The organism is Synechococcus sp. JA-2-3B'a(2-13), assembly GCF_000013225.1.
GTDB lineage: Bacteria > Cyanobacteriota > Cyanobacteriia > Thermostichales > Thermostichaceae > Thermostichus.
Window position 1 is genome coordinate 2,426,987 of record NC_007776.1, and the last position, 15,010, is coordinate 2,441,996.

The window sequence follows — 15,010 nt, forward strand, 5'->3', positions numbered from 1 at the left end:
TCCCTCGCTAGACAGGCATCGGCTGGACAACCATTGCTCATCTTACCCCGGTCTTTCCGGCCTCTTGGGAGCTTTTTAGTTTCCCCCTCCTGCCCAAGTTCTGGCTAGGCTCCAAGTAGGCTCTAAGATGGGGGTAGAAAAGCGGGATTTTCCAACAGCAGGATGACGCGGAGGGGCATGGCAGAAATTGGGATTGTGACTGCCCAGCAGTTTGATCGGCGACGGGGCCAGATCCATGTCTACGACGGCGAGGGCAAAGGCAAGTCCCAGGCGGCCCTAGGGGTTGTGCTGCGTTCCATTGGCTTGGGGATCGAAAAGGCGGCCCCCAGCCGGGTGTTGCTGGTGCGGTTTCTCAAGGGGCCAGGCCGAACCTATGCTGAGGATGCGGCCATTGCGGCTCTGCAGCGAGGCTTCCCCCATCTCATCGATCAATTGCGCACCGGGCGGGGAGAGTTTTTCGGCCCAGATGAGATCACCAAGTTTGACCGTCAGGAGGCCCGCCGCGGTTGGGATGTGGCCAAAGGGGCTTTGGCGTCGGGGTTTTACTCGGTGGTGGTGCTGGATGAGCTCAACCCGGTGCTGGATCTGGGCCTGTTGCCTGTGGAGGAGGTGGTCAGTACCCTCAAGCAAAAGCCGGAGGCCATGGAGGTGATCATCACCGGGCGCGGCGCTCCCAAGGAAATTATCGACCTGGCGGATTTGCACTCGGAAATGCGCAGTGTCCGGCGGGCGACGGATCCCCAAAACGGCCAACCCCCTTGCAGCGGCATCGAGATCTACACCGGCAACGGCAAGGGAAAATCCACCAGCGCTCTGGGGCGGGCTCTGCAGGCGATTGGACGCGGCATCAGTAAGGATCTCTCCCATCGTGTACTGATCATGCAATGGCTGAAGGGGGGAACGGGCTACACCGAGGATGCAGCCATTCGGGCCCTGCGGGAAAGCTACCCCGATTTGGTGGATCACCAGCGTTGCGGTCGGGACGCCATTGTCTGGCGGGGCAAACAACAGGAAATCGACTATGTAGAAGCGGAGCGGGGCTGGGAGTTGGCACGGGCGGCCATCGCTTCTGGCCTGTACAAAACCATCATCTTGGATGAGTTGAACCCGACGGTGGATCTGGAGCTGCTGGACGTGGAGCCGATTGTCCAGGCTTTGCTGCGCAAGCCGCGGGACACGGAGATCATCATCACGGGGCGGTGCCATGCCCCCTTACCTTACTTTGAGCTGGCCTCTGTCCACTCGGAAATGGTGAGCCACAAGCACTATGCCGAGCAGGGGGCCGATCTGCGGCGCGGGGTGGACTATTGATGGGATCCTTCGCAGCGTTCTCAGCCAATTCTGCTCTCTCTTGGCCTCCAGACCCCAGGACTCTGGCCCAGTTGTTGCTCACCCTTTTCCAGACGGAAGTGTGGGTGGAGGGCAAGGAGCACGTTCCCGCCGGCCCGCTGGTGGTGGTGAGCAATCACCGCAGTTTTCTGGATGCGCCGGTGCTGATCGCGGGGTTGGACCGACCGATTCGCTTTGCCTGCCATTACTACCTGGCTCAGGTGCCGCTGCTGCGGGAAATCGCCCTGGCTTTGGACTGCATTCCCCTCAAGCAGGGATCCCGGCAGCAAATCCATTTTTTTCGCCAGGCGCAGGCCAGTTTGGCAGCGGGGGTGGGTGTGGGGATCTTCCCAGAAGGGGCGGAGCAGATCACCCGTGAGACCTCGCCTGGGGAGGTGGGGCGGTTTCAGCCGGGTTTTGCCCACCTGGCGCTGGCGGCAGCGGTGGATCCCTTGCCGATTCTGCCGGTGGCGGTGTGGGCGCAGGAAGAATGGCGGGGGATGGATATTCCCATGGCTTTTTTCCGCTGGTTTGACCCCACTGAACCCCGATTTCAACAGGAAGGGGGACATCCGGTGGTGTTGTATCGGCGGGTGGTGCTCAGGGTGGGATCCCCCCTTTGGGTGGGCAGGAAGCAGCGCCAGGGATCCCGACGCGAGCGAATGCAGGTCATTCAAGAGCTAACTGCAGCGGCCCGAGAACAGGTGCGATTGGGATTGGCAGAGAGATGAGAAAGTTGAGTGGCGAGCCGGTAGCATCTGCCTCTAGCTTGGTCAGCCCGGCAACGGGAGCGGTCGGTCAGGAGCGGCCCCTGCTGCTGTATTTGCCCGGTATGGATGGCACAGGTACGTTGTTTTACCGGCAGGCGCAGGCTCTGCAGCGGGAGTTTCGCATTCGCCCCCTGAGTTTGAACCACCCGGAAGCGGGGGATAGCTGGGAAACCCTGGCCGATTGGGTGGGATCCCAGCTAGAAGCGGGGGCGTATTTGTGTGGGGAATCTTTCGGGGCCTGCCTGGCCTTGTTGGTGGCTGCCCAATGGCCGGAACGGTGCCGTGGCCTCATTTTGGTCAATCCGGCCTCGTCGCTGCGACGCAGGCCCTGGTGGTGGGCAGGGCATGTTCTCCTGCCTTTTTTGCCGCCGGGGCTCTATCAGCAGTTGTCGGAGCGAGGGTTGGGGGCTTTGGCGGAGCTCAGCCAAATGGAGCCGCCGGATCGGGAGCGGCTGCGCCAGGCAGTTCACAGTGTTGAACCCACAGTGGCTGCCCAGCGCTTGGCTTTGCTGGGATCCTTTGTTGTGGAGAAGCTGCCTCTGGAGTTGATGACCCTGCCGACTTTGCTGGTGGCAGGGGGCCGGGATCGCCTGTTGCCCTCGGTGCAGGAGGTGGGCTGGCTGGCGGAACGGCTGCCCCAGGCGCAGGTAGAAATCTCGCCCCAGAGCGGCCACGCTTGCCTGCTGGAGCGGCGGATGAACCTGCGGCGTTACCTGCTCAAGCCGGATGGCCTTTTTGCCCCTCTGCTGCTCAATTCTGCTTCGGCCCATTGAGCATGGACAGGGATCCCCACAGATCTTCTATCCGCTCTGGGCAGGAGCTATCCTTCCCCTCTCGATCCAGCCAAAGGGCTCGCAAGCCTGCTGCTTTTGCCCCCTGATAATCGTCGCGGCGGCTGTCGCCAATGTGGCCGGCGGCTGCGGGGGGGATCCCGTGGGCTGCCAGGGCAGCTTGGAAGATGCGGGGATCGGGCTTGGCATAGCCCACTTGGGTGGAGAGGGTGAGGGTGGAAAAGTAGGGATCCAACTGCAACTGCTGCAGCACCCTGGGCAAGCGGCTGTCGAAGTTGGAGATCACCCCCAACCGGATCCCTTCCTGCTGCAGGGCCCGCAAAGCCGGCAGCGTCTCGGGATACAGCTCCCAGGGATCCGCCCCGGCAAAGTGCTCAAACAATTGGGCGAAAAAGTCTTCAAACCGGTGCTCTCCGAAGGCAGCCAGGGATCCCACCCGGGCAAAAGTCTCCCGCACCACCTGGCGCCACCAGGTCCGCTCCCACTCCCGCAAAGGGGATCCCGTCAATCCTGGGCAGGCCGGGGCTGGAGCCTGGGCAAAAACTTGGCCAAAAGCGCGATCCAAGGCCTGGGGATCCACCCTTACCCCATACTCCGCTGCCACCTGGCTGTAAACCTGGCCCACGCTGCCCCGCACCCGAAACAAAGTGCCCACAGCGTCGAAAAAGAGCACCCTCAGCTTCACGACTGCCCCTCGTAGCGGGCGTAGGCATCGACAATCCGCTGCACCAGAGGGTGGCGCACCACATCCCGCTGGTCGAAGTAGCAAAAGGCAACCCCCTCTACCCCTGTCAGAATACGCTCTGCCGCTGCCAGGCCGGACATGCGATGTTTGCCCAGATCCGTTTGGGTGAGATCCCCGGTAACCACCATACGCGACCGGAATCCCAGCCGCGTGAGGGCCATCTTCATCTGCTCGGGGGTGGTGTTCTGGGCTTCGTCCAAAATGATGAAGGCATTGCTCAAAGTACGGCCTCGCATATAGGCCAGCGGCGCCACCTCGATCACCCCCTGCTCCATCAACTGCGGCAGCTTGGCCGGGTCGATAAACTCGAACAGGGCATCGTAAAGGGGCCGCAGATAGGGATCCACCTTTTCCACCAGATCCCCCGGCAAAAACCCCAGTTTTTCTCCCGCCTCCACAGCCGGGCGAGTCAAGATCAAACGCTCGTACTCCCGGTTTTGTAGGGCAGCAATGGCCACAACGGCAGCCAGATAGGTTTTTCCTGTGCCCGCCGGTCCAATGCCAAAGCAGAGGTCGTGGGTGCGAATGGCTCGCACGTACTCCTGTTGGCGGGGCGTTTTCGGTCGGATAAGCTCCCCTTTGCGGGTGCGGGCCAAAATCCCTGCTTGTGCTTGCTGGTAGGCGGCAACCTCTTGTCCGGAGAGGGCGCGAAAAGCTTGCTCTGCATCGATCACAGTGACGGGGTGCCCAGTTTGCCAAAGCGGCCTCAGCAATTCTAGCCATTGCCGCACCTGCTGCCGCTGTTGGGGAGTGCCTTTCAGGTACAGGTCTTGTCCGCGCAGCGTTACAGAAGCACCGCTGGAGCGACTGATCCACCTCAGGTTGGCCTCCTGAGTGCCCGCCAAAGACATGGCCTGTTGAGGATTGGACAGAGAGATGACTTCGAAATCAGAAGAGAGGGAAGTAGGGTTGTCGTGCATGCCGTGGGCGCCGGGCACCCTGGGAGACCTGTAGGGGTGATCTTACCAAAAACGCTTGTCAGGGCGCTCTGGGCTGTGGAAAGCCGCTGCAGAGCCCAGGGGTCGAGCGCAAGAGTGCTTAACAGGCGATTACACCATTAATGTGTTCCAAAATACAAGCTTCTGGAAGATCTGCAGCAAACCTGGATTTGGGTTCTGGCCTTCATTCGCAGCCGAGTCACAGGGAATTAACAACTCCCTAAGGTTCCCTAAAAAAGTATTGCAAAGGGCTATCTTTTCGGGAATAGCTTTTATTCATCAAGTAACGTTGATCTATCTGCTAAAGGAGCTTGAACTCCCAGTCTCTCGTCGGTCGGGCAAGAGCTTGAGGTTTTCAACTCCGTTGGTCATCGTGCATCTGACATTCTCCATCCAGCAGCAGGGATGTGGATGGGGGTCTCTTACAACCTTTCCCCAGGCTCCTCTTGAGGATCCCTGTGACTCCTCAATTTCTGAGCAAGAGGCTCATCCCTTCTGGAGTCACTTTGAAAAATCAGATGGAAAAAGGAGAGATAGATGTTTACCCAATCTGCGTCTGATACCCTGGGGTTGGCACAACTGGATTTGGCGCAAATTCCGCGGCAGATCACCTGCGATGGCAGTGACTTGGATTGGAGCCAGGCCCTGGCCATCGAAGGGATCCAACCTGAAGAAGAAGCTTTACAGGCTTGGATGGCTTTCCGTGACCTGCGGGTGAACCAAGAGGCGGGCAACATTTTACGCTGGCAAGGGCGTCCGTTGCGGGCCAGCCGTATCCGCTTTTTCCCCAGGAATGTGGCTTGGCGCTATGGCTTCTCATTTTCCACCAGCATTCGCTCGCCCCTTGGCAAAGGGATCCCGACCCCTGAGGAGTGGCGCTACCCGGGCCTCTGCCGCTACGGGATTGTGCTGTTTCAACCCAACGCCCAACTGGTGGCCCATCAGGTTTTCGAGTCCTCGCCAGAGCAGCCCCAAGAGGTGGATCTGGATCCCAACCTGGATATTGCCTTCAACATCAATGACGCCAAGGGCAGCTACGGCGACAATAGCGGCAGCTTCGATATTTACCTGCAGGTGGTGAGCTAGACTCACCCAACCCCAGGAGGGATCCCGGCTGATCGCGATAGCGGGACGGAGTCTTTGCAGGGCGGGTCAGGGGGCAGTTGCCGGGTGGGATCCCATCCCCTACAATGAGTGAACTGGTGGCTGGATCCCAGCTTGCCATTGCCCTTCCTGGCCCTGGAGAGGTGGCTGAGTGGTCGAAAGCGGCTTCCTGCTAAGAAGTTACGGGGCCCAAAAGCTCCGTCGAGGGTTCGAATCCCTCCCTCTCCGTCCATATTTGCTGACCAAGGTTGTTGACGTCCTCTGCGCGCCGTTAGCTTACTTCCCCATAGCGGTAGGGCGGGGCTTTTCTCAGTAGCTCGGGCGTCTCAGACTAACCTGAAACGACCATAGAGGCCAACTCCGCTACCAGTCATGGGTCGTGGAAGCAGGAAGAAATCAGAGACGTCACCTCCTATTGGGGTTTCGTAAGTTTTTCAGAGGGGTGTAGTCCTCAATCCAAATAGGCGCTCAACTCCTGCTCCAATGTAGGCAGTTGCACCTCTCCCTGCTCCAGCTCTTCCAAATCTTCCAGTTGCTTGCGCAAACGGGCGATCCGCTCTTGCAGGCACTCTTTGATGCCTTTGGCCCCCAAACCGAGGCAGCTGCGGCAGACTTCCCCGTAGATTTGCCCGCGGTCGTTATAGACCACCGCCAGCAACACTTGGTGCCCTTTTTTCTGGATGGGGTTGGCCCATCCCCCACAGATAATGCAGGGCACTCGGCCATTGCCCCCGTAAATGCTGCGTTCCCAGACGATTCTCACGCTCAGCCTCAATGCAACTTGTTGCCCACCAGCATAAAAACCCAGGGGGATCCCTTGCCACCCCAAGATGCCGCGTTCCTTCCCTTCCCATTGCGGTGAAACGGTTTGCTGGTTAAATGCCTGCCCCCCTCTCCCCCTGGGAGAGGGGCTTGGGGGTGGAGGCCAAAAAGGGATCCCGGCGGCTAGGTGCTGGGCCGGGCAGATTGAGAGCGGTCGATGGTGCGATAGGTGAGGCTGGCAGCCACCTCTAGAGCTTTGGCGGCGTCGCGGAAATAAAACCCCAACTCCTCATCCTTCTCCGTGCGGTTGGGCTTATTGAACTTGGCCTTGAACTGCACGTTGCAATACATGGCCAACCCCACCAGAACCTCTGACAGTCCGTGCTGGTTGATCAGCCGCTCCACGTCCGTAAGCAGGCTTTTGATCAAGGCATCGGCTACTGGTTCTGGCAAACTGTCCAGGTCGTGCATGGGGGCTCCTCAACCAACGAGAGCAAACAAGCCAACGGGTCTGGAAAATCGAGATGGATCTGGGATCCCGAAGGCAACCTCTCCTGATTTTCCTGCATCTTTTCCAGAATGCCCAATCCCCTTGCCAACGCTACCACCACTGCCGCAGCCAGCCCCACAGGCCCGGATAACGAATGGAGCGCTCCCGGGCCGCTTGCTCCAGATGATGGGCGTGGTCTTGGCTGCCGGGATCCCGCAGACGATTCAGGCGCATCAAATAGGCATAGCGGTGGATCTGTTCTCGCAACTGAACTGGGGGAAGGGCAAAGCACTCTGGGCAAATAGGGCCGAGATTCAGACCCCTATCGTTGAAAAGGCAACGAACTCGCTTCCCGCCCGCAAAACGCTTTCCGCAGGCGGCACAGTAGCAAGCTGAGGGCTGGTTGGCAAGGCGCTGCCAGCGAATTCGCATGGTCTTCCCGACAAAAAGGCAAGCAACGTGCAGGCAATTCGCTGCAGCCATAATAGGCTAGAAGCTGGTGAGCAGAACCCAGGATGGGGGGGCCTGGAGTATCGAAAACCATGCCGCAACTCTACGACTGTGTCATCGTCGGCGCCGGCCCTGCTGGAGGATCTGCCGCCTACCATCTGGCCAAGCGGGGACGCTCGGTGCTGGTTCTGGAAAAGGATCCCTTGCCCCGCTACAAACCCTGTGGGGGCGGCGTTTCTCCTATGGTGGCGGCTTGGTTTGACTTCGACTTTGGCCCCGCCATTTCCCTCAAGATCCGGCAAATCCGCTACACCTGGCGCGGCGGCGATCCGGTGGTGGTCGATTTGGATTTGAAAGAGCCCGTTTGGATGGTGCGGCGGGATGTTTTCGACCACTACCTGATTCAGCAAGCGCAAAAGCAAGGGGCAGCGCTCCAGGCAGAATGCCCTGTCTCCGGCCTTGAGTGGCAAAGCGACCGCTGGCAAGTGATGACAACCGCCGGCCCGGTCTGGGGTCGGTACGTGATCGGGGCCGATGGGGCAAAAGGCTCAATGGCCAAGTGGCTGGGCTTTCAGGAACGCCGCCGTCGCTTGGCTGCCGCCTTGGAAGCAGAAGTGCCTCTCCTGCAGCCGCAAACTGCAGCCGCCCATTTTGACTTCGGCGCCGTCAGCAATGGCTACATTTGGAACTTCCCCAAGGCTGATGGCTACTCGATTGGAGCCGGCACCTTTCGGGGTGGAGAAAAACAAAACCTGCGGGAAATTGCCGCCCAATATGCCCAAAGCTTTGGCGTAGACTTGAAGTCGGTCAAGCCGTTTGGCCATCCCATCTGCCTCTGGGACGAAGATCAACCGCTTCACACCCAAAATGCCCTCTTGGTGGGAGATGCCGCCTGCGTTATCGATCCGTTTACCGCTGAAGGGATCCGCCCTTCCCTTCTCACCGGCATGTTGGCGGCCCAGGCCATCGATCAAGCTCTAGGCGGGGATACAGAAGCTCTGGCGAACTACTCTGCCCGCGTGCAGCAGGAATGGGGCTCAGAAATGCGCTGGGCTAAGCGGATTGCGGCGTTGTTCTATCGCTTTCCGGGCGTGGGCTACAGGGTGGGCGTCAAACGACCGGGAGCCACTCGGCGCATGGGCCAGATCTTGGCCGGTGAACTGCGCTACAGCGATGTGGCCAGCTCGGCCATTCGCAAGTTAAGCGGTGGTCTGCTCGCCTAAGCCCGGCACCGACAGACGCGGGCGAGATCCAGGATCGTCGAAGCGCTTGCCGATCACCAGGCAGTTGCGACCATCCGCTTGGCGGCTGTAGCTGAGGTGAGTAGAGAGAGCTTTCATCAGCAAAATACCCCGTCCCCCCTCGGACTCAAGATTGGCGTTGGGCGATGTGGGATCCGACAAGTTCCGAGCAAATTCCTCCAGATCAAACTCCTGCCCCTGATCCCAGATGCGCAACTCCAGCCCTTGCGGCATCAGCAGCAGCTCAATGTCGATGGGCGTACTTTCCGGCAGAGCGCGGTGGGCGTGGCGAACGGCGTTGGTAAACCCCTCTACCAAAGCCAACTGACATTCCGCCCAAATGGGATCCGGGATGCCCGCATTTCGGAAAGACTCAAACCAGGTCAAAACCTGGTCAAGCGCGTCCAGGGTTGTGTCAACCCTCAGCGCAAACGTTTGCCTCTTGTCCAGAGGGATCCCTGCCGCGTTCAAAACCGAACCCCAACGATGAGGATTGAACTCAAGCCCATCAATCCTGGCCGGATTGACCCTACCAGATTCTAGACCAGAGCCCTGCTAGAACGTGTCATCCCCCACTTTGGGGGGTGCAGCTAGGGAGCGATGACCAAATCCACACGGCGGTTCCGCTGCCGTCCGGCTTCTGTGTCGTTATCGGCAACGGGCAAGGTGGGACCAAAGCCAGAGGTTGTCCAACTGATGGGATGGCCTTCCGGCAGCAGCTTCGTCAAATAGTCCTTAACCGCATTGGCGCGGCGCAGAGAAAGGGCCAAGTTGTAGTTTAAGGGCCCGATGTTATCGGTGTGGCCATTCACTTGAACGCGGGCGCCGGGCATAGCTTCCAAGGACTTGGCCACCTGGGCCAACAGCGAGGCTGCTTCAGGTCGAATCTCGGCTTTGTCAAAATCGAACAGCAAATCGCCCGGCAGGCTGATGGTTTGGGTTCCCACCTGAAAAGAGGTCAGCGTTTTGGTCGGGGCTGGGGTGCTTTCTTCTCCTGGGACGATCTCGGCAGCAGTGGAAGATTCCCTGACAGGCTCAGGGGCTGTTTGAGAACGCAGCCGTTGCAGCCGCGACTCCAATTCCTCAATTCTGATCAAGAGCTGGATCACCTGCTGGCGGATCTCCCGAATCTCTGCCTCCAGATCCGTGGGGCTCTCATGATTTTCCTCTGGATCTGCATCTGCTGTTGGGCTGGCCACCGGAGGATTGGCCTGGGGCGGAGCCAAGGTGGGCAGGATCGGTGGTGTGGGAGAAGCGGGTTGAGTGGGAGAGATGTTGGTCTCCGGCTGGGGCTGAGGTTGGGCCTGCTGGGGAAGCACCATCCCGACCCAGATTCCGCTGCTGACCAAGAGGATCCCGCTTAGGGAATGGAGAGCGACTGTTAGGAGCTGGGACGAACGAGCCATTGCAGGCAAACCTCCGGCTGGATGGGCGCAGGCAAGGAGCAGGAACTCCTCTCAACTCAACCCTCAAGACCCATCCTAACCGGCGACCCGATCTCGCCAAGGGGATTCTCGGTCGGTCCAACTGCCACTTCCCGCCATCTGCTGTGGGAGGCTAATCAAAACTGATGCGACCTCGATAACGCCCTATGAGGGTTAGGCCGTTGATGGGATCCGCCAAATCCGCCACAAAAGGGGGAAAGCGGGGATTGTCGCTGATCACCTTCACCTGGGACCCAGGCAGGCGCTGCAGCCGTTTGACCAACAGATCCCCATCCATCTGAAAGACGTAAATGCCTTCACAGCCCAGGTCTCCACCCTCTTGCCGCTCCACAAAGATCCAGTCGCCATCCTCCAACGTGGGAGACATGCTATCCCCCTGCACCCGAATCAGGCTCAGCTCGGCAGGATTTCCCTTCAAGTGCGTCCGCAGCCAGTTTCGCTCAAAAGCAATCACCGATTCGATCGATTCTTCGCGCACCAACGCCCCCGCTCCGGCAGAGGCGGCCACATCGACAAAAGGCACATACACATACTCTGCTTTCGCGTCGGGATGCAACTGCGGGGATCCCTCCCCTGTAATCAGCCAATTGAGGTTGACCTGGCCCACTTGGGCAATTTTCACGGCCTTGTCAATGCTGGGCACGGATCCCTTCAGGTAGCTGCGCAAGGCCGTATCGCTAATTCCGGCCCGTCGCCCAAACGCATAGACGGCTTCATCGCCAATCACCCATCGCAAGCGGTCTGCAAAAGAAGAGCCAGAGGAGATGGACATCGGCTTAACGCTACATATTGTGTATAAGTAGATTTTTGCCACTATATCTTGACAAGTCAACAACCGGTGCAGCCATTTGGGGACAATCTTCAACCTGAGCTGACCAAGCGGCAGAAGGGAAATCTCACTTATTGTTAGCAGGCTGGCTGGGGAATCCTACTGGCGCTACCGTGGTTTTGGGTTGTGTTCACAGCGGGTCAGCAGCGGGCCGGCACAGCTTACTCTACCCAAAAAGGTGCACGTGGGATCTTCACCAAGTGCTGGGGTAAGCTACCCTGTCTGTTGAACTTATTCCGGCAGTCTGTCTGGGTGAAAGATGGTAAACTACCCGACTCAGACCGCTAAAGCGATACGGAGCGGGCTTTCAGTAGCCCTGCAGTTAGTAAACTAACCACGGACCTCTGGGCTGGTTTACGACAACCCCAATCGACCGTTACCAGTGCCCTAAAAAGCCGTTTCTGGTGTCCGCATTATTATTATAACATAAAACAAATAAAGTCACGCATTCCTCCCAACACTGACTTTATGAGTACAGTGCGGGGCTCCTGCGATTTCTAGCTGAGATATCGGCATTAGCGGCCCAAAAGGTTCGGTTCCCAGATTGCCTCTGGGTCTACTTCAAGCTGTTCTGCCTCAATCCCTATGGTTTCCTCTGACCTCAAGCGCTGGCTGGATAACTTCCTGATTGCCGTTGTCTTTCTGGTGTTCGCCGGGTTTGTCTGGTTTGTCTTTTCCGTAACCGGGGCTTTTCTTGGGATCCCACTGGGCTACAAACTTTGGATGCGGCTCTGGCTGCCTTTGTTTCAGCCGGCTTTGGGGATCCTGATGGCCGGGGCGGTGGTGAGCGGAGTGTGGGGCTGGCTGGAAAAACGCCGCTCCCAACAATCATGATCATCAACAGAACTGAAGATCCCGTGGCGCAGGGGAGCCCCAGACTGGCTCTATACTGGAAACGTATCTAAATGTTGAGCACCTGAGGCAGTCTGGCGTCGTGTTTGTTCTGTCCGGCTACGAGTATTTGCTGGTTTTTCTAATCGTCTGCTCTCTGCTGCCGATTTTGGCTCTGGGGGCTTCCGCACTCTTAGCGCCAAAGCGGCGGGGATCCCTGCGGCGCAGCACTTACGAGTCGGGCATGGAGCCGTTTGGGCAAGCCTGGATCCAGTTCAACATTCGCTACTACATGTTCGCACTGGTCTTCGTCATTTTCGACGTAGAGACGGTGTTCCTCTATCCCTGGGCAGTGGCGTTTCACCGCTTGGGGCTGTTGGCCTTTGTGGAGGCCCTGATTTTCATCGCCATCCTTGTGGTGGGTCTTGTGTACGCCTGGAGAAAAGGAGCATTGGAATGGTCATGACGTCTGAGAAATCGCAAGTCTTGTTTCCGGGGGCTGCCCCCCAGGTGACTACCGACCTCTCCAACAACGTCGTTCTGACGACGGTGAACGACCTGTACAACTGGGCCAAGATGTCCAGCCTCTGGCCGCTGCTCTACGGCACTGCCTGTTGCTTCATCGAGTTTGCTGCCATGCTGGGATCCCGCTTCGACTTCGACCGCTTTGGCCTGTTGCCTCGTTCTTCGCCACGCACCGCTGATTTGATCATCACGGCGGGCACGGTCACCATGAAGATGGCTCCGGCGTTGGTCAAGCTTTACCAGCAAATGGCTGAGCCGAAGTACGTGATTGCCATGGGGGCCTGCACCATCAGCGGTGGCATGTTCAGCTCCGATTCCTACACGGCAGTGCGGGGGGTGGACAAGCTGATCCCGGTGGATGTGTACATTCCCGGCTGCCCCCCTCGTCCAGAGGCGATCATGGATGCCATTGTCAAGCTGCGCAAGAAGATCGCCGCCGAGGACATGCGGGAACGAGGCCGTCTGCAGCAAACCCACCGCTACTACACGGTTAAGCACAACCTCAAGCCTGTGCCGGAGATCATCACCGGCAAGTATCTGGAGAGCGAGACCCGCCAAGCTCCCCCGCCAGAACTGGCTGCGGCCATTGGCTTGCCAGTGCCCCCGGCTTTGCAAACTGCCGACTTTAAGCAGGCGGAACAGCAGCTCAAAGCCTTGCAGGGAGGAGTGTGAGATGGCAGAGGAAAATGCCCAGGAAAAACAAGCGCCGCCATCCGCAGGCGAGCAGTCGGAACCCTTGGTGACGTTGGAGCGGGGCCCGGTTTCCCAGTTTCTGGCCGACAACGGCTTCGAGCACCAGTATTTGGGGAGAGACGCAGCGGGGGTAGAGCTGTTGGAGGTGGAGCGGGACTTTCTCCTACCCTTGTGTACCGCCCTCTATGCCTACGGCTTTAACTACCTGGAGTGTCAGTGCGGATATGACCTGGGGGCAGGGCAGCCACTGGTCAGCCTTTACCACCTGATCAAGCTGTCAGACGGGGCGGATCGCCCTCAGGAGGTGCGGCTCCAGGTGAAGTTGCCTCGCCAGGATCCACGCCTACCTTCCGTATACTGGATTTGGAAGTCGGCGGATTGGCAGGAACGGGAAACCTACGACATGTACGGCATTGTTTTCGAGGGACACCCGAACCTGAAGCGGATTTTAATGCCGGAAGACTGGATAGGTTGGCCCCTGCGCAAGGACTACATCACGCCTGATTTCTATGAGCTGCAGGATGCCTACTGATTGGGGATCCCTGACCTGGTGAGCAGCGTTGAACAGGATGGGTTGAGATGTGGCCTTTTTTGCTCTTGGCAATCTACGCAGGAGGAGTTTGGTACTCGGCCCGCAAGGCGGATCGCATCTATTCGGGCTCCGGGAAGTGGCTGGTATCGGCCCTCTGGCCGGTGCTGCTGCTCTCAAACCGTCAGTTTCGCCAAAATTGGCGTCGTCCCCTGAACAAGTAAGTTTGAGTTGAGTAAGTCTGGATCCCTGGAATCCTCACCTGTGATCGCTCCTGAGCAACACCTACGCGACCCGAGTCTTTCTCTATCGACACCTCAGGCCACGCAGAAGTTGCGGGAGTTGATTGTCAGCCGCATTCGCGCTCAGGGACCGGTGACCTTTGCCCAGTTTATGGAGTGGGCTCTCTACGAGCCAGGGTTGGGCTATTACGAGCAGGGATCCCCGATTGGCCCCGACTACCTCACCTCTCCCCACCTGGCGGCGGACTTTGCCCAACTGTTGGCGGAGCAGATCCTTCAGTTCTGGCACATTTTGGGATCCCCCCCTGACTTCAAGGTGATCGAGATGGGGGCGGGCAGCGGTCGCCTGGCCCAGGATTGGCTGACCTACGTGCGCTCTGCAAGGCCTGCGGCCCGCTTACGCGAACAGCCCTCTTTTTGGCAGGCGCTGGACTATGGGATCCTGGAGCGTTCTGCCCACCTGCGGCGGCTCCAACAGGAGCGATTGGCTCCTTTTGGGGAGAAGGTGCGCTGGTTGGATTGGGACGGGATCCCGGATGAGTCGGTCACAGGCTGTTTCTTCTCCAATGAGCTGGTGGATGCTTTTCCGGTGCATCGGGTGCAGGTACAGGATGGGGCTTTGCGGGAAATCTATGTCGATTGCAGCGAGGCTGCAGAAGCCGACTTCCGGGAAGTGCTGGGGGATCTGTCCACTCCTGAGCTGAGGGAGTATTTTGCCCGCTTGGGGATCCCTGTAGAAACTTATCCGTCCGGTTACCAAACCGAGGTGAACCTAAAAGCCTTGGAGTGGCTGCAGCTCCTGGCCCGCAAGCTCCGGCGAGGCTACGTGCTCACCATCGATTATGGCCACACCGCCCAGCGCTACTACAGCCCCCACCGCGCCCAAGGTACGCTCTTGGCCTACCGACAGCACGGCAGCTATACGGACCCCTATGTTCGGGTGGGATCCCAGGATCTCACCGCTCATGTGGACTTTACGACCCTAGAGCAAGTGGGAGAATCTCTGGGGCTAAGATGTCTGGGGTTCACCCGGCAAAGCAGCTTTTTGGTGAACCTGGGATTGACCGAGCGGCTGGCCGCCCTTAGCCAAATGGGGAACCCGGTTGATGGCGAAGCTGTGGATGTGGGCCAAGTTTTGCGGCGGCGATCCGCTCTTCATGCGCTGCTGGATCCCATGGGGTTGGGGGGCTTTGGAGTATTGGTGCAGGCTAAGGGCCTGACCCCCTCAGAATATGCTCATCCTCTGCGGGGCTTTGGCGAGCCAGAGCTGTGAACCGTTTCGGTGCTATTGGGATG

19 protein-coding genes and 1 tRNA gene are annotated in these 15,010 nt (G+C 58.9%); 12 read left to right on the forward strand and 8 right to left on the reverse strand.

The genetic code is table 11. The features are described 5' to 3' along the window. Nucleotides 1-162 precede the first annotated feature (162 nt). Genes CYB_RS11035 through CYB_RS11045 form a run of 3 tightly spaced genes read left to right on the forward strand, consistent with a single transcriptional unit; the run spans nt 163 to nt 2,872 of the window. The gene (locus CYB_RS11035) at nt 163-1,311 is read left to right on the forward strand and encodes a cob(I)yrinic acid a,c-diamide adenosyltransferase (RefSeq protein ID WP_041436711.1); all 1,149 of its coding nucleotides are present in this window, start codon (nt 163-165) and stop codon (nt 1,309-1,311) included. Next, nucleotides 1,311-2,060: a lysophospholipid acyltransferase family protein gene (locus CYB_RS11040; protein ID WP_011433886.1), complete on the forward strand. Its 750-nt coding sequence runs from the start codon at nt 1,311-1,313 to the stop codon at nt 2,058-2,060. Before CYB_RS11035 ends, CYB_RS11040 begins: the two co-directional genes overlap by 1 nt. Then, nucleotides 2,057-2,872, forward strand: a complete 816-nt coding sequence (locus CYB_RS11045; protein ID WP_049749594.1) for an alpha/beta fold hydrolase — start codon at nt 2,057-2,059, stop codon at nt 2,870-2,872. Before CYB_RS11040 ends, CYB_RS11045 begins: the two co-directional genes overlap by 4 nt. Here CYB_RS11045 and CYB_RS11050 read toward each other — a convergent pair. After that, nucleotides 2,850-3,575, reverse strand: a complete 726-nt coding sequence (locus tag CYB_RS11050; protein WP_011433888.1) for an HAD-IA family hydrolase — start codon at nt 3,573-3,575, stop codon at nt 2,850-2,852. The genes CYB_RS11045 and CYB_RS11050 overlap by 23 nt on opposite strands. After that, entirely contained in the window at nt 3,572-4,555 is a 984-nt protein-coding gene (locus CYB_RS11055) for a PhoH family protein (protein WP_011433889.1), read from the reverse strand. The genes CYB_RS11050 and CYB_RS11055 overlap by 4 nt, the downstream gene beginning before the upstream one ends. Nucleotides 4,556-5,110: 555 nt before the next feature. Here CYB_RS11055 and CYB_RS11060 point away from each other — a divergent pair. After that, nucleotides 5,111-5,659, forward strand: coding sequence for a hypothetical protein (locus tag CYB_RS11060; protein WP_011433891.1), 549 nt, complete (start codon nt 5,111-5,113; stop codon nt 5,657-5,659). Between the two features lie 155 nt (nt 5,660-5,814). Then, nucleotides 5,815-5,905: transfer RNA gene (locus CYB_RS11065), tRNA-Ser, on the forward strand. A 223-nt stretch (nt 5,906-6,128) separates the two neighbouring features. Here CYB_RS11065 and CYB_RS11070 read toward each other — a convergent pair. The 3 genes from CYB_RS11070 to CYB_RS11080 all read right to left on the reverse strand — a co-directional run bounded on the left by CYB_RS11070 (nt 6,129) and on the right by CYB_RS11080 (nt 7,361). Continuing rightward, nucleotides 6,129-6,440 carry a hypothetical protein gene (locus tag CYB_RS11070; RefSeq protein WP_011433892.1) on the reverse strand — a complete coding sequence of 104 codons (312 nt, stop codon included), beginning with the start codon at nt 6,438-6,440 and terminating at the stop codon, nt 6,129-6,131. A gap of 182 nt (nt 6,441-6,622) precedes the next feature. Then, nucleotides 6,623-6,910 (reverse strand): hypothetical protein, encoded by a 288-nt coding sequence (locus CYB_RS11075; protein WP_011433893.1) that lies wholly within the window; start codon nt 6,908-6,910, stop codon nt 6,623-6,625. A gap of 130 nt (nt 6,911-7,040) precedes the next feature. After that, on the reverse strand, nt 7,041-7,361 hold the full coding sequence (locus CYB_RS11080; RefSeq protein ID WP_041436713.1) for a hypothetical protein: 321 nt from the start codon (nt 7,359-7,361) through the stop codon (nt 7,041-7,043). Nucleotides 7,362-7,471: 110 nt separating this feature from the next. On the opposite strand from CYB_RS11080, the gene CYB_RS11085 reads away from it, so the two are divergent. Continuing rightward, the gene (locus tag CYB_RS11085) at nt 7,472-8,602 is read left to right on the forward strand and encodes a geranylgeranyl reductase family protein (protein ID WP_011433895.1); all 1,131 of its coding nucleotides are present in this window, start codon (nt 7,472-7,474) and stop codon (nt 8,600-8,602) included. Here CYB_RS11085 and CYB_RS11090 read toward each other — a convergent pair. From CYB_RS11090 to CYB_RS11100, 3 genes are all read right to left on the reverse strand, one after another. Further along, nucleotides 8,579-9,091: an ATP-binding protein gene (locus CYB_RS11090; RefSeq protein WP_011433896.1), complete on the reverse strand. Its 513-nt coding sequence runs from the start codon at nt 9,089-9,091 to the stop codon at nt 8,579-8,581. The genes CYB_RS11085 and CYB_RS11090 overlap by 24 nt on opposite strands. 119 nt (nt 9,092-9,210) lie before the next feature. Then, nucleotides 9,211-10,026, reverse strand: a complete 816-nt coding sequence (locus CYB_RS11095; RefSeq protein ID WP_083757656.1) for an OmpA family protein — start codon at nt 10,024-10,026, stop codon at nt 9,211-9,213. A gap of 151 nt (nt 10,027-10,177) precedes the next feature. Continuing rightward, complete coding sequence (locus CYB_RS11100; RefSeq protein ID WP_011433898.1) at nt 10,178-10,837, reverse strand: XRE family transcriptional regulator; 660 nt, start codon at nt 10,835-10,837, stop codon at nt 10,178-10,180. 642 nt (nt 10,838-11,479) lie between these two features. Between CYB_RS11100 and CYB_RS11105 the strand changes: the two genes are divergently transcribed. From CYB_RS11105 to CYB_RS11125, 6 genes are all read left to right on the forward strand, one after another. Then, nucleotides 11,480-11,728 (forward strand): hypothetical protein, encoded by a 249-nt coding sequence (locus CYB_RS11105; protein WP_011433899.1) that lies wholly within the window; start codon nt 11,480-11,482, stop codon nt 11,726-11,728. Between the two features lie 100 nt (nt 11,729-11,828). Then, the gene (gene ndhC / locus CYB_RS11110) at nt 11,829-12,191 is read left to right on the forward strand and encodes a photosynthetic/respiratory NAD(P)H-quinone oxidoreductase subunit C (RefSeq protein WP_011433900.1); all 363 of its coding nucleotides are present in this window, start codon (nt 11,829-11,831) and stop codon (nt 12,189-12,191) included. Continuing rightward, the gene (locus CYB_RS11115) at nt 12,182-12,922 is read left to right on the forward strand and encodes an NADH dehydrogenase subunit K (RefSeq protein ID WP_041436717.1); all 741 of its coding nucleotides are present in this window, start codon (nt 12,182-12,184) and stop codon (nt 12,920-12,922) included. The genes ndhC and CYB_RS11115 overlap by 10 nt, the downstream gene beginning before the upstream one ends. Before the next feature lies 1 nt (nt 12,923). After that, nucleotides 12,924-13,475: an NAD(P)H-quinone oxidoreductase subunit J gene (locus tag CYB_RS11120; RefSeq protein WP_011433902.1), complete on the forward strand. Its 552-nt coding sequence runs from the start codon at nt 12,924-12,926 to the stop codon at nt 13,473-13,475. A 47-nt stretch (nt 13,476-13,522) separates the two neighbouring features. Continuing rightward, the gene (locus CYB_RS15195) at nt 13,523-13,696 is read left to right on the forward strand and encodes a hypothetical protein (RefSeq protein ID WP_011433903.1); all 174 of its coding nucleotides are present in this window, start codon (nt 13,523-13,525) and stop codon (nt 13,694-13,696) included. 7 nt (nt 13,697-13,703) lie between these two features. Beyond that, nucleotides 13,704-14,987 (forward strand): class I SAM-dependent methyltransferase, encoded by a 1,284-nt coding sequence (locus tag CYB_RS11125; protein WP_238376775.1) that lies wholly within the window; start codon nt 13,704-13,706, stop codon nt 14,985-14,987. Nucleotides 14,988-15,010 lie beyond the last annotated feature (23 nt).

Bases quoted from the DNA above. Each gene is read 5' to 3' on its own strand.
- CYB_RS11040 (WP_011433886.1), top strand. From the start codon at position 1,311: ATGGGATCCTTCGCAGCGTTCTCAGCCAATTCTGCTCTCTCTTGGCCT.
- CYB_RS11080 (WP_041436713.1), bottom strand. From the start codon at position 7,361: ATGCGAATTCGCTGGCAGCGCCTTGCCAACCAGCCCTCAGCTTGCTAC.
- CYB_RS11055 (WP_011433889.1), bottom strand. From the start codon at position 4,555: ATGCACGACAACCCTACTTCCCTCTCTTCTGATTTCGAAGTCATCTCT.
- CYB_RS11085 (WP_011433895.1), top strand. From the start codon at position 7,472: ATGCCGCAACTCTACGACTGTGTCATCGTCGGCGCCGGCCCTGCTGGA.
- CYB_RS11035 (WP_041436711.1), top strand. From the start codon at position 163: ATGACGCGGAGGGGCATGGCAGAAATTGGGATTGTGACTGCCCAGCAG.
- CYB_RS11105 (WP_011433899.1), top strand. From the start codon at position 11,480: ATGGTTTCCTCTGACCTCAAGCGCTGGCTGGATAACTTCCTGATTGCC.
- CYB_RS11045 (WP_049749594.1), top strand. From the start codon at position 2,057: ATGAGAAAGTTGAGTGGCGAGCCGGTAGCATCTGCCTCTAGCTTGGTC.
- CYB_RS15195 (WP_011433903.1), top strand. From the start codon at position 13,523: ATGTGGCCTTTTTTGCTCTTGGCAATCTACGCAGGAGGAGTTTGGTAC.
- CYB_RS11100 (WP_011433898.1), bottom strand. From the start codon at position 10,837: ATGTCCATCTCCTCTGGCTCTTCTTTTGCAGACCGCTTGCGATGGGTG.
- CYB_RS11060 (WP_011433891.1), top strand. From the start codon at position 5,111: ATGTTTACCCAATCTGCGTCTGATACCCTGGGGTTGGCACAACTGGAT.
- CYB_RS11095 (WP_083757656.1), bottom strand. From the start codon at position 10,026: ATGGCTCGTTCGTCCCAGCTCCTAACAGTCGCTCTCCATTCCCTAAGC.
- CYB_RS11075 (WP_011433893.1), bottom strand. From the start codon at position 6,910: ATGCACGACCTGGACAGTTTGCCAGAACCAGTAGCCGATGCCTTGATC.
- CYB_RS11115 (WP_041436717.1), top strand. From the start codon at position 12,182: ATGGTCATGACGTCTGAGAAATCGCAAGTCTTGTTTCCGGGGGCTGCC.
- CYB_RS11120 (WP_011433902.1), top strand. From the start codon at position 12,924: ATGGCAGAGGAAAATGCCCAGGAAAAACAAGCGCCGCCATCCGCAGGC.